Origin of the sequence: Bacillus cereus group sp. BfR-BA-01408, from assembly GCF_022663305.1 — a bacterium.
Taxonomy (GTDB): Bacteria; Bacillota; Bacilli; order Bacillales; family Bacillaceae_G; genus Bacillus_A; species Bacillus_A pacificus.
Genome location: NZ_JAKUFF010000004.1, coordinates 21,578 through 46,207 on the forward strand (window position 1 = coordinate 21,578; position 24,630 = coordinate 46,207).

Genomic DNA, 24,630 nt, shown 5'->3' on the forward strand with positions numbered 1-24,630 from the left:
CATTTTACTTTATTATATATTTTACCAAAATGAGCCTTCCGCCCAAACTATTTCGTACAAACATTTGGGCGAAAGGATTCACCTCGTGAAGGTTACTCGTCTTTTAACCCTTTACCCATACCTTTTAAGAAATGAAGCCCAAATCCGATAGCACGGTTAATGTCTGGATCTTTCAATACTTTCATAAGATCGAATACCCCTACTTTTTTATTACTCTCTAGATGTTCATTACCTTCTTCTAGCCCTACTAATAAGCTACCTATAAGCTTTTTCGTAAGTTCCGGATCAAGTTCTGTTAGAGCACCTGCAGCCCCCATCATATTATTAATTAAATTTGTAACAGGCTCACGAGTCACTTGGCCAAGAACAATTTTTGCGATTGGTTCTTTCGCCTTTAGCATAGAATTAGCTGCTTCTAACATGCCAATATCATTCAATTCCCCTACTATGTTAAACATTTGATTTAGAGCGTCTTCATTATTAGCTAGAAGCTCTTTTAAATCATCTAATTTTTTCTGTTTTATTTCTTCCTCAGTTAATTCTTGTTTTTGAATCATTTTTATAGGTGCAGCCATATTTTTCTCCTCCTACTTATCCGTTAAATGCACATACCCTGGACGTGCCCACTTACGATGTACCTCAATGCCAGCTTGAGGGTGACGTTTTTTATTACGCGGATTCGCTTTTGGCATCGGATTTTCACCCTCAATTTCCAGCACTTCCATACGCACTTTCGTCTGTTTATAAGCAGGTGTGTTCGTACGCGTATCAACGGCAGGACCTGTTAAGAAATTAATTGCTGTTTCATTATCTGTAGAGTTCATCGGTAAATATAACTCATTCGCTTTTACACGATTTGTTACAAGTGCACGTAATTTTAACGCTCCAAACGGAGAGACAAGACGGACTAATGAACCAGTTTTTACTCCACGTTCTTTTGCAAGTGCTGGAGAAACTTCAACGAAAACGCCAGGCACTTTCGTTTGAATACCTGTTGATTTATTTGTCATATTCCCTTCATGGAAGTGCTCAAGCATACGACCATTATTAATATGAAGGTCGAACTCAGCTGGGAATTCAGCTGGGCGCACCCAGTCAGCAATCGCAAAACGAGCTTTTTTATCTGGGAAGTTAAATCCATCTTGGAAAAGTAATGGTGTATTCGTGCCGTCAAAACTTCCCCAATGGAAACTATTCCATCCTTCCAGTACTTCATAGTTTGCTTGTGAGAATAGTGGTGATAAACTTGCCATTTCAGCAAAGATTTCACTTGGATGGCTATAATTCCAGTTTGCACCTAATTTATTCGCAACTTCCTGCACGATCCACCAGTCTGGCTTCGCATCTCCAAGCGTAGGAAGAACTTGATATAGTCTTTGAACACGACGCTCTGTATTTGTGAAAGTACCTTCTTTTTCAAGAGATGGCGCTGCTGGTAATACAACATCTGCATATTGAGCCGTTTTAGATAAGAAAACATCTTGCACAACGAAGAAATCAAGGCTTGATAATACTTCATGTACATGATTTGCATTAGAGTCTACAAGAGCCATGTCTTCTCCAACAAGATACATAGCTTTCATTTTCCCTTCGTCAATCGCGTGAAGCATTTCAATATTATTCAGACCTGGTTCACTATTAATTTTCACTCCGTAAGCCATTTCAAATTTCGCACGTTCCATATCGTTCGTAACGTGCTGATATCCAGGAAGCCATCCTGGTAAAGTACCCATATCACAAGCACCTTGTACGTTATTATGACCTCGAAGCGGATATGCACCAGCGCCTGGACGACGATAATTACCTGTTGCAAGTAGTAAGTTTGAAATCGCAGCGGAAGTATCAGATCCACCTGTATTTTGCGTTACCCCCATTCCCCAAAGGATACATGTACCATCTGCATCACGAATCATTTCAGCCATTTGAATCAGTGTTTCTTTTGAAATACCAGTCATTTCTTCTGCATATTCAAGTGTATATGCTGTAAGGCTCTCTTTGAAATCTTCAAAGAAATTTACATTCTCATCAATAAATCGTTGATCATGCCAGCCTTGATCAATCATATATTTCGTAACAGCCATTAACCATACTTGATCTGTTCCTTGTTTTGGACTAATAAAGACATCTGAACGCTCTGCCATTTCTGTTTTACGAAGATCAGCCACAATTAATTTTTGTCCGTGTAATTTATGTGCACGTTTAATACGTGTAGCTAAAACAGGATGACCTTCTGTCGGATTACAACCTACAATAATAACAAGACCAGATTGTGCAATATCTTTAATCGTTCCAGCATCTCCGCCCATACCAATTGTCCGGAATAATCCGTCTGTCGCTGGTGATTGACAATAACGTGAGCAGTTATCAATATTATTCGTTTCAAATACTTGTCGAGCTAATTTTTGAATCACATAATTGTCTTCATTCGTAATTTTAGATGAAGAAATAAAACCGATAGCATCTTTTCCGTACTCTTCTTTAATCGCACCTAATTTACTTGCAACTACATTCAATGCTTCTTCCCATGTAGATTCAACAAACGTTCCATTTTTACGAATTAAAGGTTTCGTAATTCGTTCTTTAGAATTTACGAAGTCCCAACCAAATTTTCCTTTTACACAAGTAGAAATTGCGTTAACTGGCGCATCAGAAGAAGGTTGTACTTTAAGAATTTTACGTCCTTTCGTCCACACTTCAAATGAACACCCTACACCACAAAATGTACATACTGTTTTCGTTTTCTTCGTGCGAGTATCACGCATGGCCGCTTCCACTTCTGATACCGCAAAAATACCGCTATATCCAGGCTCAACTTCTTTAATTAAATCTACCATTGGTTCAAGAATATCTGGTTTTAATCCCGTCATAAATCCAGCTTCACCAAGCATCGTTTTTTCCATTAAAGCGTTACAAGGGCAAATCGTTACACATTGACCACAGCTCACGCATGAAGAATCATTAATATTTACTCCTTCATCCCAAATCACTCGTGGTCGCTCCGCTTCCCAGTCTATCGATAACGTTTCATTTACTTGTAAGTTTTGACACACCTCAACGCATTGACCACATGCAATACATTGATTCGGGTCATAGCGATAAAACGGATGCGTCATATCAACTTCACTTACATCTACTTTCGGTTCATAAGGATATTTTTGATGTTCGATTTCCATTAATTCTGCTGTATTATGCAGTTTACAGTTCCCATTGTTGTTGTCACATACTGTACAGTATAATAAATGATTTTCTAATAACCGATCCATCGCCTCTGTTTGTGCTTCTTTCGCACGAGTAGAGTTACGTTCAATGTTCATACCTTCTGTCGCTACTGTCGAACAAGAGCGCATTAACTTTCCGTCAACTTCTACAATACAAGTGTCACATGTTTGAATAGGATCTACTTCTGGCACGTAACAAATTTGCGGATGTTCAATCCCGTTCTCATTTATAACACCCAATATCGTTGAACCGGGCTCCGCTGTATACTTTTTTCCGTCAATTGTAATATGAACCATGTTGTTATTCATGGTCTTTCCCCCTTTTTGAGAATAAAAAAACTCCACCACGAAAATATACGCGCCACATTTCGGCACGTTATTATCATGGTGGAGTAGTTTATTAGCACATCTTGCTAAAATACCAATCCATTTATTCATAAATAAAACGATAGATTCATAACAGGTCATATCACGATTCCATCTTTAACACTATAATTATAGCGTTAAAGTTAAAAATATACAATATAAAATTTAAACTACGCATATGTGAGCTTGGAACTATCCATAATAACCCATATAAAGTGAAACTTTAATCAACCCTCACCAATCGGGATAAAACATAACAAGGAGTAAGCAAACAAATGGGGTCTTTTAATAAATGGATTCGTGGTGAAAAATCTTTTTCTACCCAAGAGCAAGCTGATCATACATTAAATAAACTTATCTCTTCTTCCCTTTCCCTTAATTTAAAGCATTTGTCCAAACTGTTTAGCGGTATTCCAGAATTAATAACACGCACTTTTCCATTAAAAAACGGACAGGAAGCTGCACTTATATATATGGAAGGACTTGTAGACAAAACTGTTATTAACGTAAACATCCTTCGTCCTCTCTTATTTAAAGAGTGGAATGAAGACGATTTTTGGGAAGCCTCTGTTTCTATCGGAAATATTAAAAAAGTTCAACAGTGGACAGACATTGAACAATCTCTTTTGCACGGCAAAAGTATTTTATTTATAAACGGGCAACTATCCGCTTTAGAGCTTGATACGCAAGCGGCACCAAAAAGGAGCATTGAAGAACCTACAACAGAAAGCGCCATAAAAAGCTCACACGAAGGATTTAATGAAGTAGCAAGCGACAGCCTTGCACTTATTCGTCGATATATTCCAAATCGCGAATTGAAAGTAAAGGAATTCACTGTTGGTGAACGAGCTACTTCAAAAGTTTTTTTGCTGTACTTAGCAGACATTGCAAACGAAGATGTTGTACAAGAGATGGCCTGCCGCATCGAATCAATCAAAGTAGATGCCATTCTTACTACCGGAGAATTAGAAGGATTTGTTGAAGATAATTCCTATACTCTCTTTCCGCAATTATCAATAACTGAACGCCCTGACACAACAGCACATCATATTCTGGATGGGCGAATTGCTGTTGTTGTAGATCGTTCACCAGGCGTATTAATAGGACCAATGACTTTTTCAGCTTTTTTTCAGACGATAGATGATTACAGCTTCAGACCAATGATTCCATCTTTTATACGATTACTTCGTTTCACTGGATTATTTATTGCAATTTTTGCTCCTGCTCTTTATATTGCTATGATTTCCTTTCATTATGAAGTGATTCCACTTAAATTATTGTTAACGATTGGAGAATCTCGAGCTAAAATTCCTTTTCCTCCTATATTAGAAGCACTTTTGATGGAATTAGTACTTGAAATGCTCCGCGAAGCTGCAGTTCGGCTTCCTGGACCCGTTGGACAAACCATTGGTGTCGTAGGAGGAATTGTTATTGGACAAGCTGCAGTTCAAGCAGGAATAGTAAGTAATGTTATGGTTATCGTCGTATCTATTACTGCAGTCGCTTCTTTCATCATCCCTAACCTAGAAATGTCTGCAGGAATTCGCCTTCTTCGATTCCCAATGATGATAATTGCCTCTTTATTTGGTGTCATTGGTATTATGGTTGGGATGGCAATCATTATTATTCATATACTTTCTATGGAATCTCTCGGTGTTCCTTATGGTAGTCCGTTTTCTCCGTTATTTGCTTCGGATTTAAAAGATATTCTTATACGTTTACCATGGAAAATAATGAAGAAACGCCCACTATCCCTTAACTTAAAACAAGAGAATCGACAAAGCGATATAGAAGGAACGGAGGAAGATAAGTGACAAAGCGTGCAAAGAGGGAGATTAGTTTATTTCAATACATTTTAACGATTAGTGGTGTTCAAGTAGGATTCGGTGTCCTTACACTTCCACGTGAAGTTGCACAAGGGGCGAATACAGATGGCTGGATGTCTATTATTATTGGATGCGCTATCACTACTTTAGTCAGTCTGTCTATTGTAAAAATCATGGAAAAGCATCCTGGATATACTTTACTCGATGTGCTAACTCGTTATCTTGGGAAGTGGCTAGGAAGAGCAGGAATGATTTTTTGGATTTTATATGCTGTCCTTGCAGCTATTTCCTTAATTTTTTCCCTCTTATACGTTATTCACATTTGGATTTTACCTAGAACTCCAATGTTTTTAATTATGATTTTACTATCTATTCCCATGCTTATGCTCGCATGTAAAGGCGTTCTTATTATAAGTCGCTATGCTGTTTTCACTGTGTTTTTCACACTGTGGATGCCTTTACTATTGTTTATCCCTCTTAAAGATGGGCATTGGATATACCTTCTCCCTCTTCTTAAAGAGGGCTGGATACCAGTTTTAAACACCGTAAAATCAACTATTATTGCATTTCTTGGATTTGAGTTTGCGTTTGTCCTTTATCCTTATTTGAATAACAAATCCTCTGCTAAAAAAGGGATTGTTATCGCAAATTTAATTACACTATTTCTTTATCTTCAAGTCACGTTCGTTTCTTTCGTTTATTTTAGTCCAGATGGTATAACAAAGTTTTTATGGCCCACCCTTTCTCTTGTTACACCATTTCACTTTTCGTTTCTTGAGCGGTTTGAAATTATCTTTTTATCTTTTTATCTCTTCATTATTTTTGATTCTTGCATTCCTTACATATTTACTGCTTCAGATGGAATCAATCAATTACTTAACAAAAAAGGGAGTTCCTTACCTATTTGGTTTTTATTATTCGGGTGTATTGTTGTCTTATTCTTTTATATCCCTTCCTCTTACCAAATAAATGCGTTGCGAGACTTTTGGGGAACTGCCAGTTATTTTATCGTTTTTCTATTCCCAGTCGTATTTCTCTTATACATGACACTTTATCAGCATTGGAAAAGGAGAAGAGTTTAAATGAGGCGCTTTATTCATTTCACTATACTTTACTTTCTCATAACCTTTTTAACAGGCTGTGGAGATCGACTCGACTTAGAAAAACAATCGATTTCATTAATTTACGGCTTTGACGCAAAAGCAAAAGGAAAATTAATTGTGTACCACGTAAATCCTATTTTTAATGAAGACGTAGAAAAAAAGTACGAAACACATGAAGCGAAAGTACGTACACCTCGAGAAGCAAAAGCAACGTTTAATAGTTCAAGTGGCGGTTTAGTATCTACAGAAAAATTACAGCTCATTTTATTTAGCACAAATTTTTTAAAACAAGAAGGGGCTATGCCTTACCTTGATGTTTGGTATCGTGATCCTAAAAACACTGGAAACATGCGTATGGTTGCAGTAGACGGTCCAATTTCTTCAGTTATATATAATAACTTTAAAGACAAGCCTGCCCTTCCCGAGTATTTAACAGATTTAATTAATACGAACAAACTGTACAATCGGACCGTTTTTACAACATTCCATGAATTTCACAGGCAAACGTTTAATAAAGGTATAACACCTGCTATTTCAGAAATAACAAAAGGTAAAAAAGATGTTATCGTTACCGGTTCCGCGCTATTAACTTCTCGCGGAATTTATAAAATGTCATTAAATCGTTATGAAAGCGCCCTTCTTCTTTTGTTACAAAAGAAAGCGAATACACCGGTTTCGCTTACATTAAAAATCCCTTCTACTTCAGTTGAAAGTAATAGTGATTTAAAAGATACCGATGGCGGCGATTTCGTAACAATAAATGTTCTTAGCATGAATCGTGATATCCATACAGACTATAGCGATAACCGCTTCAAATTTAATGTTAAAATGAATTTAAAAATCGCTGTATCTGAACTTACATTCAATATGGATATAGACAAAGATAGAAAGAAATTAACTTCTCTTATTACAAAACAACTAAACAAAGATTTGAACGATTTAATCCACAACATTCAAAAACAGCAGCTTGATCCATTCGGATTTGGTGATTATGCGAGAGCGTTTCAATATGAAAAATGGAAAAGAGTTGAAGACGATTGGCCGAGTGCCTTTTCAAAAGCTAACGTAAAAGTAGCACCTACTATTAAAATTTTAGAAAATGGGATTATTAAATAGCAAAAACACGCTACTCGTTCTTATACGTTTAAAGAACAAGTAGCGTGTTATCATCTTTATTTTGAAGCTTCTTATACAGTTACACTTCTGTTTCTGGTTCTTCGTTTTCCACTTCTTCCAATCTTTGCTGCTCTGCAAGCTCAGCTGAAATCATTCCATAATAAATTTCTGGATACAATCCAAATATTTGATATACACTTCCTAAAAACGGCATCGGAATCCCTCTTTTCTAAAGTTGTATTGCCACTTTTAAGGATTCCCTTTTCATTCATTATACATTCGTTTTTGGCGTTTCTTCTTCATCATGAACGCTTAATAAATTTTGCCACTTTTTATAAGGAGCACTATTTGGATCTACATATCCTTTCGCGTACGAACGATCCCACAATTGTTTAATAAACATTTCTTTCTCTTTCTTGGCAACCATATCGGCACCTGTACCGTAATAGTTTTGGAAATATAACTCAATTTCATCAAGGAACAGTCTTAATAATTCATCAGAAGTTTCTTCTAACGTTGGATCATATTTCGCTTCACGGTCATACATTAAAATCATATCTAAAATATTATGGACATGCTCTTTACGTAGCCATCTAATATCTTGAGCACCTAATACAAATGGATGCGTATATAAATGTCCACCTTGTATCATCGCCTTTTCTTGTTCTTCTTCAAATCTGGACAAAATGTTTTCATAAATAAATGGGTTATGAAGCAATGCTCTGTGTAATTTATAACTTTCACTTGAAATATTTTTACCCATCGACTGAATTAAGAAGCTACGTCCAACACCGTTATATTGATACACGAACTGACCATCAACAGCAACTAAACTTATCCAGCGATACATATACGCGTATAGAAGAGCTCGATTACATTTATCATAATCTAACTTCGTTTGCGTTGCATTTAAGTCTGGCATGAATGCTGGTAAGTGCCAATACTTATCTAAATGCGGTGTTAAACTAGATTTTTTACTATTCAACTTGTTTACACGGCGATAGTACGACTGAAAATAATCACCTTTATCATTCATAAATCCATTTGCAATATGTCCAGACGAAAGCTTAGGAAAGTCTTGTAGTGATAAACCGTAATGTGCACGATAACAAATGACTTCAAATGGCGAGAAAGCTTCATTTACTGTATCTTTTTCTTTAAACATTTCTTGCATTAATTCCTCTTGCAGTTCTTTCTTTAAAGATGGATGTATACCCCAGTATTGTAATTCCCTATGATGAGAAACTTTCGGCACGAATGGACTTGCTAAATGGAACAAGTCTTCAATTTTTTCACGAACATATTCATCACGATCACGATTCTTATAATCCGCTTCTTTTCGTAATGCCTCAACGATATTCAGCTCTAATTTATCGCGATAGCGTATTTGTAATTCATCATAGCAATAACTTAGTATGTGCTCACGATAAAAGTCTTCTACCTTTTTCGATTGAATCTCTTCTGTTTTCGCATCCCGGCAATATTCCCCGTATAAGCTCATATAAATTTCTGCTGATATATCTTTCGGTAATACACCTAAATTTAAATGTTGTTGCATATCTTGCCATATCTTTTCTTGTAACTTCTCTTCCGCTAATACGTATACATTCGTTGGGTTTGTTTTCCCTTCAAATTCTTTGCTTCGTTTTTGAATTTCGAACAATAAATTTTCACGTGTTTCATGTAAATTATCAAAAAACCTTTCCCAATATTGAATCATTTTATTAACTGCTTGATATAGCGATTGATAAACGAGTTCTAATAGCATTTCTTTACGGTATTCGTTTAATTTGTGTACGTACTGCGTTACAATATCTTCAAATTCCTTTTTAAATAAACGCTGCTGGTTATTAATCATTTTTCCGAACCAACCTTGTTGTTGCGCAATTTCTACTCGGCGTACAGCTGTTACCGTTCCATCAATGTTACTCACATTAAATTTCTTATCGTAGTTTTGAATTAAATTACGCTTTTGTTCATTATTTTCATGTAGTCGATTCATTTTTTCCACTAACTGCTTTCGAATTTCATACAACATAAAACGAGCTGCTACTGGATGAACTGGATCTGTTTTCTTTAAAAACCATGTATTTAATTGATATGACTGGCCTTCAGAACCACTCGGTGAAAAACGGTCTGATTCAATCATGTCATATAAAAGTGTCGTTACATGTTCATGTACACGGCTCGGAATCGCATACGCATATAAACGAACCGCATGATCGACCCTTGCTACTTCACCTTTCATTTGTTCCATCATTTTCAGTTTCGCAGCCGAAATTTTACACTCATGCTGCAGACGATTTAATTCCTCGTCTTTTTGTACCGTACGCTGTACATAGCTTTCTACAGCTTCTAAAAACAGTTTAGATTTCGCAACACCAACCTTACCGCCTTCTGCTCCTTCACGCGTTTCATTGTACATTTGTCTATAGAAAATATGAGCCTGCTCTGGACGAGTAGCAAGATGTTCTAAATCTTCTAAATAACTTTTCCCGCGCTCTGGCTTTTCACGCTGCATACCACGTTTTACATCTTGGTCATATCTATGCTTTTTCTCTTGAAACAATTGATCTAAATGAAGCCACGATTCATCTAAACCTTGCACGGCCCATTTTAAAGCACAATATTTTAACACATGCTCATACGGATAAATAATCTTTGCCGTTCCTGCTCCGCAATATCGTCCTTTCCCACTTGATTCTGCTAATTGCTGAATTTGATTATCTTCCTGTGCAAAATGATTTGCGGACATCGGACTAAATAACTGTAAATAAATCGTATTTGCCATTTGCTCCATATAATCTGATAAATTGTGCAGATGGTGTCCATGTAAATTTTCGTAATCATATAAGAAACAATAATTGTACGGTAAATGGTGTTGTTTAATTGTATGATTCGTTCTTCCGTCCTCATCTACTTGATCCGGTCGATACTCTAATTCAATCGTAACCCCGCCGCGTTTTGATAATTCTCCAGTAGAGCCAAGCGTAATAGCATGTAATTCTTTTAACGAGGCATAGCCATTTGCTTGCACCGTTTCAAACTCTTTCGCACTAACCGTTCTCGTCTTCACTAACACATCCGGCATTAGAAATGCACCGCGTATTAAAATGTTGTGATGCTGCAGTTTTTTCCGAAGCATTTCACGTAAATATAATGCAATTTGTAGAAACATTCCTGAACCTGTTCCGCCCGCTAGTGATGTTACGATAATGACACGCACTCCATATTCTGTTTGATCGCTCGTAACTGGAAAAATCTTCTCAATTTCTTGCCAAAAGGACGTGAGTTTATCTTCTTTCATCGCAGCACGTAACGCTAAACGGGAAATAACGCGTAACTGTCCTGCCCCTTCTGTCAGTGGTTTATCAAGTATAGTCGGGTCCATCGGAAACCATTCTGGAATCGTTGGATCTCCTGCAATATACTCCCTAGGCGTTTTGCTCGAACTCGTTTGCGTCTTAAACTTTCGAATATGATCAAATTTACTCAATGTATTCACATCTGTATCAAATACGTGCATTGCTACCTTTTTTCGACGCTCCTCAGGCAGTCTTTCATATATTTGATGTGTCACAGTACTACCGATTCCACCTAAACCAATTAATATCGTTGGAACTTGTAACGTCATGTGAACCACCTTCCTATTCTTGCTTGTTTGAAAAGAGGAGGGAAAGATAACATTCTCCTCTTCTCCCCACCTACTATTCACACTCGTATTTGTAAATCTCCTTACCATATCCTCTATCAATTACTAAAAGTTCATTTGGATATAGTGTCTTATGTTCCATTCCAACCTCATCCTCTGTTATAAACATCCCATCAATAATCATTCCTACTACTTGTGACTCTTTCGCTACAAATATCGATTTTGATCCTTTCTTCGCTATAAACGTAACGGATTGCACAGTCTTTCTTTCTGCCCTAAACGGAATACCAAAATAATGCTTCCACCATTTATTTTTCAGTAATTCTGGCTCAGATTGATATAACCAATCTTTCGCTACCTCTTGATCCCATTCGTAATACAATAGTGCTTTACGGTGAAATCTCGGACGGACAATCCATCCTAAAACGATTATTCCTACTATTAACAGTAATAAAGTGATAGGAATAACAAACTTAAAAATAAGCGCATACTTTTCATAAAACGGTGCATCTTGAATGTGGAGTTTTATGTTTTTCTTTACTTCTTGTAACTTTGAATCCTGCACTACGATGGTAGCTTCTACGGTGCCGGTATCTGTAAAATTGAACGTGTCGGAGTAATGAGGTCGAGGATAAATATAAATTTGATTACCATGTTGTTTTATTTCATAGTTGATGGATTGTTTAGATGTGACACCAGTAGATTTTAATAGTTTTTTTACAGCCTCTTCTGTCATCGGCTTATCATCTAACTGTGGTTGTATAATAAATGGTTTACTACTCTCTAAATTCGTTACTTTTTCTTCATAATCTTTCGTGACAGTTCGAAGAGATAATTCAGGCTTTTTCGTTGTTTCGATTTTAAATTCTTTCGTCTGTCTGTAAAATCCTTTTATGTTCATATGAACTTTCCCGCGTACTAATCCTTTAGTAAGCTTCGTTTCGTAATAAAATACATGTCTTTTATCGTCCCACTTCATCGCATATTGCTTTCCGCCTATTTCTACTTCTGCCTGAAAGTAAGAAGACTGAACTGGCAACTCAGTAGGTTTTGCTTCAATAACAGCTGTCACACCTTCATACATTTCCTCAACATTTTTTCTATCCTTATCCTCTTTGTCATAAGTAGAAACAGTATAATTAAGCGCCGGTTCGACTAGTACTTGTAACCCTTCTTTCTCAATATCTCGATCCACTTCTATCGTATACGTTCCTGGTTTAATAACTTCTTCATTTTCCGTACTGATATGAACTATATTTCCGAACAATTTCGCTTCACCTGGTGCATGTATGGAAAAAGAAGATTGTAATTGTAATGGTTTAGAAATTTGTGTGACCTGATAATTAGACAAAGAAGGCGATTGTCGCACAAGCGTCATACGTTTTAACGGAAATGGTGTTGTAATCTCTACTTTCTTTCCTACCACTTTCGTTTTCACAATCGATTCAACAGAGGAGAACGGATCACGATTTGCAACTAATGCCGCCACTTGATTGACGCTTTTTACAATACCATCCTCTCCACTAGATGGCATCGTAACTCCATTTATCTCTTTTTTCCATATTTCTTTAAACGTATTTAGTTGTGCCTTTTCTTGCTGTCCTAAATCCTCTTCCATCGTAATTAAAATTGGATGTAACGATATCTTTTTTGCATCCATTTCTTTCTTAAACTGTGCTAACTTTTGTGTAATTTGTTCTTTTCCGCCAATCTTATCTTTCTCTAAATCATTAAATGCCCCGTCAGTTAAGACAATAAGCCAAAATTCACGTTTCCCATCTATATCTGCTTCCTTTTTTATAGATTGCATCGCCGTTTCTACTGCGCTAAACGGAGTATTTAAATACGTTTTCCACGCTCCAATTCCCTCAATTTCCGTTTGTCTCTTATCCTTCGTTAACGAAATGTTTAATGGATCATTCGGCTTGCTCATTGGAACGTAAGAAAATTTATCTTTTTCATCTAATAGCGCAACTAAACTTTGCAAAGCATAATTGGCATATTTCCAGCGATCGTTATTTCTCATGCTGCCCGAATCATCATATACAAGTGAAACGACCCTTTCCTTTGCCTCCTCTCCTTTTGCAAAAGTCCAAAAAGGATGTAACCATATAAATAGAAACAACATGAATGTGGCACAAATTCGAATTTTCATGATGAGGCTTCGCCACCTTTGTAGACAAATTCCTATGTTTAAATTTATGAGAGGATACAAGATATATGACTTGTATTTTAGGACAACGAACACAGCATAACTTTATTATGTAAACAGTTATAAAAGCTGAATATGATTCCTTCTAGCGTTTTCTATCCGATACTATAAGTAAAAAAGCCTGTTTAAGCTCTACACTTAAAACAGACTTTTCCTACTTTTTATTTTAAAAACACATAACAAAAAGTTTGATTTTTGAATTAACACATCACTTCTATTGTAAATCCACCAGGTGCTTCCACATAAAACGTATACGCATGTGCACGTTTAGGAGCCTCAACCAAAAATCCATCTTCCTTCAATCTTTGATTTATCTTATCTACTTGCTCTTCACTTTCTTGTGGAAATCCTACATGAAATGTTTTTGGATAATGTACGTCTTTCCCTTTCATTAACGTTAATATAAATCCATCATTATCACGCATAACTGCAAAGCCATTTCCCCTTGTTCCACTACAAATTAGACCAAAATACTTCTCTAAAAACTCTCTAGCTGCTGTTACATCTGTAACTGTTAAATTAAGATGTTTAATTCCCAATCCTTCACCTTCTTTCTTAATTTTCTAATATTTTATCATATAAAGTGAAACTTGAATCAGTGGGAGTTTTGTTCATTTCCCACTGATTATTAGCCCTCACCAATCGGGCTTTTACGGGCAGTTAATCCTCTACCTAACTTCTTTGCTTCCGCTGAATTTTGAGGTGAGGGGCTTACTGCCCACAAATAGCGGAACAATTAAAAAACACGCCTTTCACAGCGTGTTTCATTTCTTCACATACACTTCAACAATTGGATTATCTTTATGATCCGCATGCAAACGTATATTCTCTTCACTTGTACTATAAATACTAGCTAATAACATAATCGTTAGCACATTAGGAGTTTTTGCATCGCTCCCGTATTTCCTTTCCAGTGCTTCCTTATATTCAAAATCCAAATCCCCTTGCACATATGTATACACTTCAAAACCGTCTTCTAAATTGCAAACTACTGTATCAATAATATCTGCCCCTACTTGTTTCTTCATTTCCTCTCGCAATGCTTCAATAAACTCTTCCCATGATACTTCGTATGTCTGAAACTGATTTGTAGATTTCATGCCTTTTCCTCCTTATATATCCTCTTCCTATATTTCCCCTTTCCTATAACAATTATGATAGATAGGGCATTCGTACAAGCCGCACTTGTCCCCTTTACATATCGTATTACTGTAATGCGGAAGGAGAAGAAACATGCATAGACAAAAATGTTATGATACGTGCCGACGTTATTTCGGTAAAGTTGTTCGAATTGAAGACATTGATGGTCGTATTCATTTAGGTAAAATAATCGATGTGACAAAAGATTCCGTATGGATTGAGCCCATGCAACAGCATTCATCTTTTGATACAGGATTCGGATACTATGACGCATATGCAAACGGTGGCTGTGACCTTTGCGGTGGCCTTAGTAGATGTGACAGCTGTGGATTCGGTTGCGGCGGTGGATTCAGTGGTTGCGGTTGTGGTGGTCGAGGTTGTGGTAATTGTGATGGCGGCGGTTGTGGCTGGGGCGGCGGTTGCGGCTGGGGTGTTGAACTCGGATTTGGTTTTATCTTCGGAATTACATTAGCTGCATTATTTTTCATTTAATATAAGTAAAGAGTTGACTATTTTTAGCCAACTCTTTTTCTTCATTTTTCACATATAAAAATACGATGCCCTAAAATGTGTTGGTACATAAGCCTTATATTTTCATGTTGCACCCATGCCTCATATAACTCATTCGGAATAAATTGTGATACATTCCATTCCGGCTCTTCTATATAAGCAGTGATTGTTTCTGCAATTGTACCACCGCCAGCAATAGTAACCCGCTTAAAATTTGCTTTCTGAAATAATTGTACCCACTCACTCTCAGTTAATAGCTCTTTCATCCCGTATAATTGAGCGATTTTCTCTTCCTCACCCTTATCAATATGCCTATCAATAATCATTTCAATGACAACAAGCTTACCGTCTTTCTGTAGTACACGATAGCACTCCGAAATAACCCTTTCTTTCTCTGTAAAAGCAAGTATCGATTCTCCGAGTACCAATTCAAATGAGTTATTCAAACACGGTAAATTCTCTACATTTTCTTCAATTAATTGTATATCTAATCCTTCAAACGACCATCTATCTTTCGCCTTTTGAATCATAATTTCATTCTTTTCCACCGCTGTTACTTTATATCCAAAATTTTTTGCCATATATGCTGCGGTTTTTCCCGTGCCGCAACCTATCTCTAGGACATTCGCTCCCTGTCTAAGGGGCAGTTGTGCTAGCAATTGTTTTGTTAACGTAAAACCACCTGGATGAGCACTCCCTATTCCGTAATAAGCTAAGAAATCGATGTATGTGTTTCGTTTCATGGGATTCTCCCTTTTTCATTTTATATATTCAAGGAAGAAATAAAAGTGCATAGAAAAAGCATTTTCAAGTGCTCTAATACCGCAACTTGAAAATGCTCTTATCTTTTTTATTTCTCTTCTACATACGCCCATTTGAAACTATATTCCGGACTAATATTATGTTTCACGATTCCCTTTATATTTGGTTTCATTACATATGATCTAGCATTTTGATATAATGGTACAAGCGCTACATCGTCTTCAAGTAATATTTTTTCAGCCTTCCCTAACTCTGTCCAACGTTTTTTTGCATCAGCCATCCATTCTGTCTTACTTTTATTAATAATGTCATCATATTTTGAATTTGAGTAGCTCATCTGGTTTTGCGAATTTTTTGTTTCAAACATATCAAGATATGTCATTGGATCCGCATAATCTGGATTCCAGCCACCATATGAAAAATCATAATCTTGGTCTGATTCTAATTTTAGTTTTTGCTTAAATGGTTGCAGTTTAATATTTACTGTCACGCCTTTTAGGTTTTTTTCAACTTGATCTTTTACATACTCCCCAACTTTTTTCGCATTACCAGTATCATAATTTAATAACTCTATCGTCACTTGATCTTTTCCTAGTTCTTTTTTCGCTTCTTCCCAGGCTGCCGCTGCCTTTTTGGAGTCTTGTTTTAAACCATTCTTAAACGTTTCTGCGAAATCTTTACCGTCTGGTCCACTCGCTAAACCTTTTGGTACTAAGTAATCCACTGGTTTTGAACCATCATTTAAAATAACATTCGTTAAAGCTTTCTTATCAATAGATAATGCAATTGCTTCACGTAGTTTTTTGCTCTTTAATGGTGTATCTTGCCCACCACGTTTTTGATTTAAACGTAAGTAAAACGTACTTGTTTCCGAATATGCGCCAAACTCTTCTTTATTATTTCTATACTTATCAACAAATTCACCTGATAGAAGCGCGAAGTCAATTGCACCTGTATCATATAAATTCACTCGAGTAGCCCCTTCTTTTACTACACTATAGTTAATTTCATCTAATTTTACAGTCTTTTTGTCCCAATACTGATCATTTTTCTTTAATTTCCAGCCTTGCTCATGTTTCCAATCAGTAAGCACAAATGGACCATTATAAAGCGTTGTATCAGACTCTAAACCAAATTTATTTCCTTTTTCCTTTACAAACTTTTCATTTAATGGATAGTATGAAGCAAATGCCATTAAGTTCAAGAAATATGGTACAGGTCTTTCTAGTTCTACTTCAAGCGTATAATCATCTACCGCTTTTACACCTAATGTCGAAACTTCTGCTTTTCCTTGATTTATCGCTTCTGCATTTTTAAGATAGTATGCAATAAATGCATACTCAGCAGCTGTTTTTGGATCTACTAGACGTTGCCATGCAAATACGAAATCTTTCGCTGTTACAGGATCACCGTTTGACCATTTTGCATCTTTCCGTAATTTAAATGTATATTTTTTACCATCCTCGCTTTTTGTGCTAGATTCCGCTACAGCTGGGATTGGCTTATTATCTTTATCAAGGCGATATAAACCTTCCATTGTATTCCCTAAAATTTGTGAACCAAGTGTATCTGTATTTTTGGAAGTATCCATTGTCGGAATTTCATTCGTTTCTGTACGATTTAACACTTGCTTTGCTGCATATTTAATATCAGATTTCTTCTCTTCCCCACCATTATTAGACGTTGTAGTCGTTTTTTTCTCCCCACCAGAAGATCCAGAACATGCCGTTAAAGCCATACTCATTGCTAAAACTGGCGCTACAACTGCCGTAAACTTTTTCATCTTTTTCTTCATTTTTGTACCCTCCCCAATTTATATGTACGAAACTAACTTTGAGAGATTTCTTTCGTTTTATTTTTCGGAAAATTATTACTAATTACCATTCTACTAATTTCTTCTAATTCGTAAAGTTTTTTGAGAATATTCCGAATAATTACCCTAACAACTATAATAACTATTACTATACGAATTCTCCCACATCTACTATATGTAAGTACCACTTTTCTTATTCTTCTCTATTTATTTAAATTTAATTGAATAGTAAAAGAGCGTTTAAAAAATAAATACTATATTTTTTAAACGCTCTTTTTCTTATTTCTCTTCCGTTACATACGCCCACTTAAAGCTATATTCTGGACTGATGTTATGTTTCACAATTCCTTTTACATTTGGTTTCATTACATATGCTCTTCCTGTTTGATATAAAGGAACTAATCCTGCATCTTCTTCAAGGAATAATTTTTCTGCTTTCCCTAACGTTTCCCAACGCTTCTTCGCATCACCCATTAATTCATTACCTGCTTTTTGTACCATTTCGTCGTATTTTGCATTTGAATAACTCATTTGGTTATATGGACTCTTCGATTCAAACATATCAATAAATGTCATTGGATCCGCATAGTCTGGACTCCAACCTGCATAAGAGATTTCATAATCTTGTGCAGTCTCTAATTTTAATTTTTGCTTGAATGGCTGAATTTTCGTATTAATCGTTACACCTTTTAAATTTTTCTCAATTTGATCTTTAACATAATCAGCAATCTTTTTCGCAGTTCCATCATCATAGCTTAGTAATTCAATTGTAACTTGATCTTTTCCAAGCTCTTTTTTCGCTTCTTCCCACGCTGCTGCTCCTTTTTTCGGATTATATTTCAGACCATTTTTAAATGTATCTTGATAATCTTTACCATCTGGTCCTGTTGCAAGCCCTTTTGGAACCAATTGGTCTGTTGCTTTTGATCCATTATTTAGAATTACATTTGCCAATCCTTTTTTATCAACTGATAATGCAATTGCTTCACGAAGCTTTTTGCTCTTTAACGGTGTATCTTGTCCGTTACGCTTTTGATTTAAACGTAAGAAGAATGTACTTGCTTCTGAATACTCACCGTACTCATCTTTGTTCGATTTATATTTATCTACGAATTCTCCTGATAGTAGTGTGAAATCAATTGATCCTGTATCATATAAGTTTACTTTCGTCGCAACTTCTTTTACTACACTATAGTTAATTTCTTCTAATTTTACAGTCTTATTATCCCAATACTTATCATTTTTCTTTAGCTGCCATCCTTGTTCATGTTTCCATGAAGACATAACGAACGGCCCGTTATACAACGTTGTATCTGCTTCTAAACCGTACTTATCACCTTTTTCTTTTACAAACTTCTCATTTAACGGGTAGTATGATGGGAATGCTACTAAGTTTAAGAAATACGGTACTGGCTTTTCTAATTCTACTTCTAGCGTATAATCATCTACCGCTTTTGCTCCTAAATCTGTTAGAGGTTTTTCACCTTTATTAATTGCTTCTGCATTTTTAATATAGTAAGCAATAAACGCATATTCTGCTGCTGTATTTTTATCCAGTAAGCGCTGCCATGCATATACGAAATCTTTCGCTGTTACTGGATCACCATTTGACCATTTTGCATCTTTCCGTAATTTAAATGTATATTTTTTGCCATCCTCGCTCTTCGTACTAGATTCCGCTGCAGCTGGGATTGGCTTATTATCTTTATCAAGACGATATAATCCTTCCATCGTATTTCCTAAAATTTGTGCCCCTAACGTATCAGTAGATTTAGAAGTATCCATCGTCGGAATTTCTTGGTTTTCTGTACGATTTAACACTTGCTTCGCTGCGTATTTAATTTCGGATTTTTTCTCGTCCCCACCACCACTAGACGTCGTAGTTGTTTTCTTCTCCCCACCAGATCCAGAACACGCTGTTAACGCCATACTCATTGCTAAAACTGGCGCTACAACTGCCGTGAACTTTTTCATCTTTTTCTTCATTTTTATACCCTCCCCAATTATATGTACGAAACTCATTTTGAGAGATTTTCTAATAACTAGTTATCAGAAAATTCTTATTAATTAATATTCTACTAATTTTTCTGGTTTTGTAAAGTTATTTTTAAAATATTCTAAAAATTATTTCTTTGTAATAGTAAAAGACATTTTTCACAGTTGTTACTATACAAATTATCTATATCTATCGGTTCATTTACATTTAATCTCATAATAAAAGAGCATTCCAAAAGTCAATAGTCTACTTTTGGAATGCCCTATCATTTTATCTTTCTATTGTGAACAATGAGATTCACACTACAAAATAAGCTAAGAAACTTATATTTATAGTATCACTGTTTAAAATTATTTCCCATCAGTGATATATGTCCATTTGAAGCTATACTCCGGACTAATGTTATGGTGAACGATGCCCTTCACATTTTGTTTTTGAACGTATGCATCACCACGTTGGTATAAAGGCACAATTGCTACATCTTTCTCAAGAAGTAATTTCTCAGCTTTCCCTAGCTCTTCCCAACGTTTCTTCGCGTCACCCATTAATTCTCCACCAGCTTTTTTGATCATATCATCATACTTCGGATCAGAGAAACTCATTTGGTTATGAGAATGCTTAGACTCAAACATATCTAAGAATGTCATTGGATCCGCATAATCTGGATTCCAACCGCCATATGAAATATCATAATCTTGCTCTGTTTCTAATTTCAGTTTTTGCTTGAACGGTTGAAGTTTAATATTGACTGTTACACCTTTTAAATTCTTCTCGATTTGATCTTTAACATATTCTCCAACTTTTTTCGCATTACCAGTGTCATAGTTTAATAACTCAATTGTAACTTGGTCTTTTCCAAGCTCTTTTTTCGCTTCTTCCCATGCAGCTGCTGCTTTTTTCGCATCTGGTTTAATACCATTTTTAAATGTTTCTTGGAAGTCTTTACCGTCTGGTCCAGTTGCTAATCCTTTTGGTACTAAGAAGTCCGCAGGTTTAGATCCATCATTTAAAATAACATTTGCTAAATTCTTTTTATCGATTGAAAGCGCGATTGCTTCACGTAACTTTTGACTCTTTAATGGTGTATCTTGTCCGCCACGTTTTTGGTTCATACGAATAAAGTAAGTACTTACTTGTGAATAAGTCCCAAACTCTTCCTTATTATTTCTATATTTATCAACGAATTCTCCTGATAGAAGTGCAAAATCAATTGCATTTGTATCATATAAATTTACTCTTGTAGCTACTTCTTTTACTACACTATAGTTAATTTCATCTAGTTTTACAGTCTTTTTATCCCAATATTGATCGTTTTTCTTCAGTTTCCAGCCTTGTTCATGTTTCCAATCAGTAAGTACGAATGGTCCGTTATATACTGTTGTATCAGACTCTAAACCGTATTTATCCCCTTTTTCTTTTACGAATTTCTCATTTAACGGATAGTACGATGGGAATGCTACTAAGTTTAAGAAGTATGGTACTGCTTGTTCTAATTCAACTTCTAAAGTAAGGTCGTCTACTGCCTTTACTCCTAGTTCCGTTACAGGTTTTTCCCCTTTATTAACCGCTTCTGCATTTTTAATTGGGAATGCGATAAATGCATACTCAGCAGCTGTTTTTGGATCTAATAGACGTTGCCATGCAAATACGAAATCTTTCGCTGTTACAGGATCACCATTTGACCATTTTGCATCTTTACGTAATTTGAATGTATATTTTTTACCATCCTCACTCTTCGTGCTTGATTCTGCCGCAGCTGGGATTGGTTTGTTATCTTTATCTAATCGATATAAACCTTCCATCGTGTTCCCTAAAATTTGAGAACCTAATGTATCTGTATTTTTAGAAGTATCCATTGTTGGAATCTCATTTGTTTCAGTACGATTTAGTACTTGTTTCGCCGCTAATTTTTCTTCTGATTTGCTATCTCCGCCTGAGCTAGAATTTGTGCTTGTCTTCTTATCTCCACCTGATGTAGAACATGCTGTTAATGCCATACTCATTGCTAAAACTGGTGCTACAACTGCTGTTAGTTTTTTCATTTTTTTCTTTTTCACTTTCTGTACCCTCCCTAATTCTAAACGCTCTCATTTAAGAATTTTCTGATAATTCTGTTTTTCTTTATATATTTATCAGAAGATTCTTATTAACTATTATTCTACTAATTTTTTGAGTTTTGTAAAGTGTTATTATTGAAAATTTTTAAAAAATTATTTTATTACAGTAATATTCATAAAAATTCCATAATCTTTCGAAACACTATATCTTATTGAATCTTATGTATTGATTTAATAGTCTTTATACCCTTCCACTATAAAACACCTGTAAATTATTGTTAATAAATAATGTATATCGTAACAAACCTCTTTTCTACAAAAATAAAAAAGTCAGCTTTGCTGACTTTTTTATCCGACCATTTTCTCTTTTTTCATTTCCTCTATTACTCTCGTATACTTCTCTTCATCAAATTCATTTTCACTTTTTGCAACAACTACAGTCGCAATACCGTTACCAATTAAATTGACGATAGCACGTGCTTCTGACATGAAACGATCTACACCAAGTAATAGCGCTAACCCTTCTAATGGAATAACATTCATGGCAGATAAAGTAGACGCTAGTACAATAAAGCCTCCACCTGTTACCGCGGCTTCTCCTTTAGATGTAACTAACAAAATAGCTATTATCGTTAATTGTTGACCTAGTGAAAGATCGACGTGAAAGACTTGTGCTAAAAATATAGTAGCCATCGATAAATAAATTGTCGTTCCATCTAAATTAAAAGAGTATCCCGTCGGAATGACTAAACCTACTACCGGCTTCGAACATCCGAAGTCTTCCATCTTTGTCATCATTCGCGGTAATACTGATTCTGATGATGATGTCCCGAGAACAATGAGTAACTCTTCTTTAATGTGAGCTAAATATTTCCACAAACTAAATTTGTACAGTTTACAAATAAAATTTAAAACAATAAAAACAAATAATGCCATTGTCGCATATACACAAATCATTAATTTACCAAGTGGAATAAGTGTACTTAAACCATATTTGCCAATTGTAAACGCCATCCCGCCGAATGCTCCAATCGGTGCTAATTTCATTACAATTGATAAAATGTTAAAAAATACTTTCGATAACCTTTCAAAAAAATCGATTACCGGTTGTCCATTTTTCCCTAACATCGTTAACCCAGCACCGAATAAAATGGAGAAGAACAGCACTTGTAAAATATCACCTTTTGCAAATGCTTCAAACATGTTAGACGGTACAATATGTAAAAAGAAATCCACCCACTTCATTTCTTGCCCGCTTTGTACATATTGCGAAACATCTCCGCCCTTTAGCTTTGAGGGATCTAATCCATCTCCGGGACGTACAACATTCGCTATGATGATACCAATAATTAAAGCCGCAGTTGTAACAATTTCAAAATATAATAATGCCTTACCACCAACACGACCTACCTTTTTCATACTTCCCATACTTGCAATACCAAGCACAATTGTTAAAAAGATAATCGGTGCAATGACCATTTTAATCATATTGATGAACGTTTCACCAATTGGCTTCATCTCTTGTCCAACACTCGGCCAAATAGATCCTACTGCAATACCACAAATAATGGCCACAATAACTTGAAATGTTAAATTCTTTACGATTCTCATTTTTGATACTCCCCTGCTTCTTTCATTTCTCCCATACTTTTTCAATAATTGCTAATGATATATTCTATGTAATAGCCCCCCTGTTATGTAACTTAAACTACAATTTTATGTTACACTATTATCTTAAATTTAAAAATAGTATATAACATTAATGAATAAAGTACATACTATTAAACGTAATAAAAAAGCAGACATTACATCTGCTTTAATTTTCCTCAATCTGTTTTTCACTTAATCCTAAATGTGTTCTAAGCGTATTACTCAAACTCTGCAAATCTTTTTTATTAGGATTATAATAATATACACGTTGCCCATTTGGACCATTAGGTAAGTATAAATCATCACCTGCTAATTGAATTTTTTCAATCGAACAATTTAAACCGTATTTATAAAAAGATAAAATATCATCCATTGCTAAATTTGTTTTAAAATCACCATCAACCGCCTCGACTATTTTTTCTAGCTTCGTAATTGATCCTACACTTTTTAATTTACTTAAAATCGCCTCAATAACAAGTTGTTGGCGCTGTCCTCTCATTGCATCACTATCAATATGGCGAGTTCTTGCTAAGGCAAGTGCTTCTTCCCCTGTTAATTTTTGTAGTCCTTTTTTCAAATGGATCGCGTCAGGTTCATCTTTACTATTTTGCTCCGTAAATTCAACTGGGACATCTACTTCAATCCCATCTAATCCATCAACAATTTTAGTAAATGAATTAAAATTAAACTTTACAAAATAATCAACAGGCACTTGTAATAACTTTTCTACCGCTTCCACTGAAGCTTGCGGCCCTCCATCTTTACCATTTTTAACGAAACCACTTCCATATGCATGCGTTATTTTATCTTTTTTCTTTTCAACCGGAACATATGTGTATGTATCACGTGGTATACTCGTTAATTTCACAGTCTTATCATCTTTATTAAAAGTAGCTAACAGTAGTGCATCTGTATGAAATGCACCATTATACTCCTTTTGTCGTTCTTGATTTTCATCAATTCCCATAATTAAAAGTGAAACATTATTCGTAATCGGTTTTACAGTTTCCTCACGTAAATTTGATTTTTCACCACGTGCTAAATTAACATTTGATTTTTGTACGAGATTAGAAGTTTTCATATATACGTAAGTACCATATCCAAATCCGCAAAATAGTAATATTGCTAACAATACACTTATTATCGTTGTCTTTTTATATTTTCGTTTATTTTTCTGTTCTCTTGAAGAAGAGGTATTCTCCATATCGT

17 protein-coding genes are annotated in these 24,630 nt (G+C 35.5%); 4 read left to right on the top strand and 13 right to left on the bottom strand.

All coding sequences use genetic code 11. The features are described from left to right. Nucleotides 1-92: 92 nt before the first annotated feature. Entirely contained in the window at nucleotides 93-575 is a 483-nt protein-coding gene (locus MR083_RS03725; RefSeq protein WP_000729887.1) for a helical membrane plugin domain-containing protein, read from the bottom strand. Between the two features lie 12 nt (nucleotides 576-587). Further along, nucleotides 588-3,527 (bottom strand): formate dehydrogenase subunit alpha, encoded by a 2,940-nt coding sequence (gene fdhF / locus MR083_RS03730; RefSeq protein ID WP_242268579.1) that lies wholly within the window; start codon nucleotides 3,525-3,527, stop codon nucleotides 588-590. A 332-nt stretch (nucleotides 3,528-3,859) separates the two neighbouring features. Between fdhF and gerSA the strand changes: the two genes are divergently transcribed. The 3 genes from gerSA to gerSC are packed head-to-tail and all read left to right on the top strand — an operon-like array spanning nucleotide 3,860 to nucleotide 7,629. After that, nucleotides 3,860-5,398 carry a spore germination protein GerSA gene (gerSA, locus tag MR083_RS03735; protein WP_242268581.1) on the top strand — a complete coding sequence of 513 codons (1,539 nt, stop codon included), beginning with the start codon at nucleotides 3,860-3,862 and terminating at the stop codon, nucleotides 5,396-5,398. Next, a complete protein-coding gene (locus MR083_RS03740) occupies nucleotides 5,395-6,492 on the top strand; it encodes an endospore germination permease (RefSeq protein ID WP_242268583.1) in 1,098 nt (365 codons plus the stop codon). Before gerSA ends, MR083_RS03740 begins: the two co-directional genes overlap by 4 nt. Beyond that, the gene (gene gerSC, locus MR083_RS03745) at nucleotides 6,493-7,629 is read left to right on the top strand and encodes a spore germination protein GerSC (protein ID WP_242268585.1); all 1,137 of its coding nucleotides are present in this window, start codon (nucleotides 6,493-6,495) and stop codon (nucleotides 7,627-7,629) included. It abuts the gene before it with no gap. A gap of 79 nt (nucleotides 7,630-7,708) precedes the next feature. Here gerSC and MR083_RS03750 read toward each other — a convergent pair whose 3' ends face one another. The 5 genes from MR083_RS03750 to MR083_RS03770 form a co-directional block, all read right to left on the bottom strand. After that, a complete protein-coding gene (locus tag MR083_RS03750) occupies nucleotides 7,709-7,843 on the bottom strand; it encodes a hypothetical protein (protein WP_001116176.1) in 135 nt (44 codons plus the stop codon). A 57-nt stretch (nucleotides 7,844-7,900) separates the two neighbouring features. Continuing rightward, a complete protein-coding gene (locus tag MR083_RS03755) occupies nucleotides 7,901-11,263 on the bottom strand; it encodes a tubulin-like doman-containing protein (RefSeq protein ID WP_000175139.1) in 3,363 nt (1,120 codons plus the stop codon). 73 nt (nucleotides 11,264-11,336) lie between these two features. Further along, a complete protein-coding gene (locus MR083_RS03760) occupies nucleotides 11,337-13,436 on the bottom strand; it encodes a vWA domain-containing protein (protein WP_000702086.1) in 2,100 nt (699 codons plus the stop codon). Between the two features lie 257 nt (nucleotides 13,437-13,693). Further along, nucleotides 13,694-14,032, bottom strand: a complete 339-nt coding sequence (locus MR083_RS03765; protein ID WP_242268587.1) for a VOC family protein — start codon at nucleotides 14,030-14,032, stop codon at nucleotides 13,694-13,696. Nucleotides 14,033-14,257: 225 nt separating this feature from the next. Beyond that, nucleotides 14,258-14,593, bottom strand: a complete 336-nt coding sequence (locus MR083_RS03770; protein WP_242268588.1) for a hypothetical protein — start codon at nucleotides 14,591-14,593, stop codon at nucleotides 14,258-14,260. A 133-nt stretch (nucleotides 14,594-14,726) separates the two neighbouring features. On the opposite strand from MR083_RS03770, the gene MR083_RS03775 reads away from it, so the two are divergent. Then, nucleotides 14,727-15,125, top strand: a complete 399-nt coding sequence (locus MR083_RS03775) for a hypothetical protein (protein ID WP_000554981.1) — start codon at nucleotides 14,727-14,729, stop codon at nucleotides 15,123-15,125. A 41-nt stretch (nucleotides 15,126-15,166) separates the two neighbouring features. On the opposite strand, the gene MR083_RS03780 is transcribed toward MR083_RS03775, so the two are convergent. The 6 genes from MR083_RS03780 to MR083_RS03805 all read right to left on the bottom strand — a co-directional run bounded on the left by MR083_RS03780 (nucleotide 15,167) and on the right by MR083_RS03805 (nucleotide 24,625). Next, entirely contained in the window at nucleotides 15,167-15,886 is a 720-nt protein-coding gene (locus MR083_RS03780) for a class I SAM-dependent methyltransferase (RefSeq protein ID WP_000828280.1), read from the bottom strand. 107 nt (nucleotides 15,887-15,993) lie between these two features. Further along, nucleotides 15,994-17,700 carry a peptide ABC transporter substrate-binding protein gene (locus MR083_RS03785; RefSeq protein ID WP_000728468.1) on the bottom strand — a complete coding sequence of 569 codons (1,707 nt, stop codon included), beginning with the start codon at nucleotides 17,698-17,700 and terminating at the stop codon, nucleotides 15,994-15,996. Nucleotides 17,701-17,997: 297 nt separating this feature from the next. Next, nucleotides 17,998-19,704: a peptide ABC transporter substrate-binding protein gene (locus tag MR083_RS03790; protein WP_242268589.1), complete on the bottom strand. Its 1,707-nt coding sequence runs from the start codon at nucleotides 19,702-19,704 to the stop codon at nucleotides 17,998-18,000. Nucleotides 19,705-20,064: 360 nt separating this feature from the next. Then, nucleotides 20,065-21,771: a peptide ABC transporter substrate-binding protein gene (locus MR083_RS03795; protein ID WP_000727516.1), complete on the bottom strand. Its 1,707-nt coding sequence runs from the start codon at nucleotides 21,769-21,771 to the stop codon at nucleotides 20,065-20,067. A gap of 348 nt (nucleotides 21,772-22,119) precedes the next feature. After that, nucleotides 22,120-23,382 (bottom strand): dicarboxylate/amino acid:cation symporter, encoded by a 1,263-nt coding sequence (locus tag MR083_RS03800; RefSeq protein ID WP_242268590.1) that lies wholly within the window; start codon nucleotides 23,380-23,382, stop codon nucleotides 22,120-22,122. A 205-nt stretch (nucleotides 23,383-23,587) separates the two neighbouring features. Then, complete coding sequence (locus tag MR083_RS03805) at nucleotides 23,588-24,625, bottom strand: LCP family protein (RefSeq protein WP_000432319.1); 1,038 nt, start codon at nucleotides 24,623-24,625, stop codon at nucleotides 23,588-23,590. Between the last annotated feature and the right edge of the window lie 5 nt (nucleotides 24,626-24,630).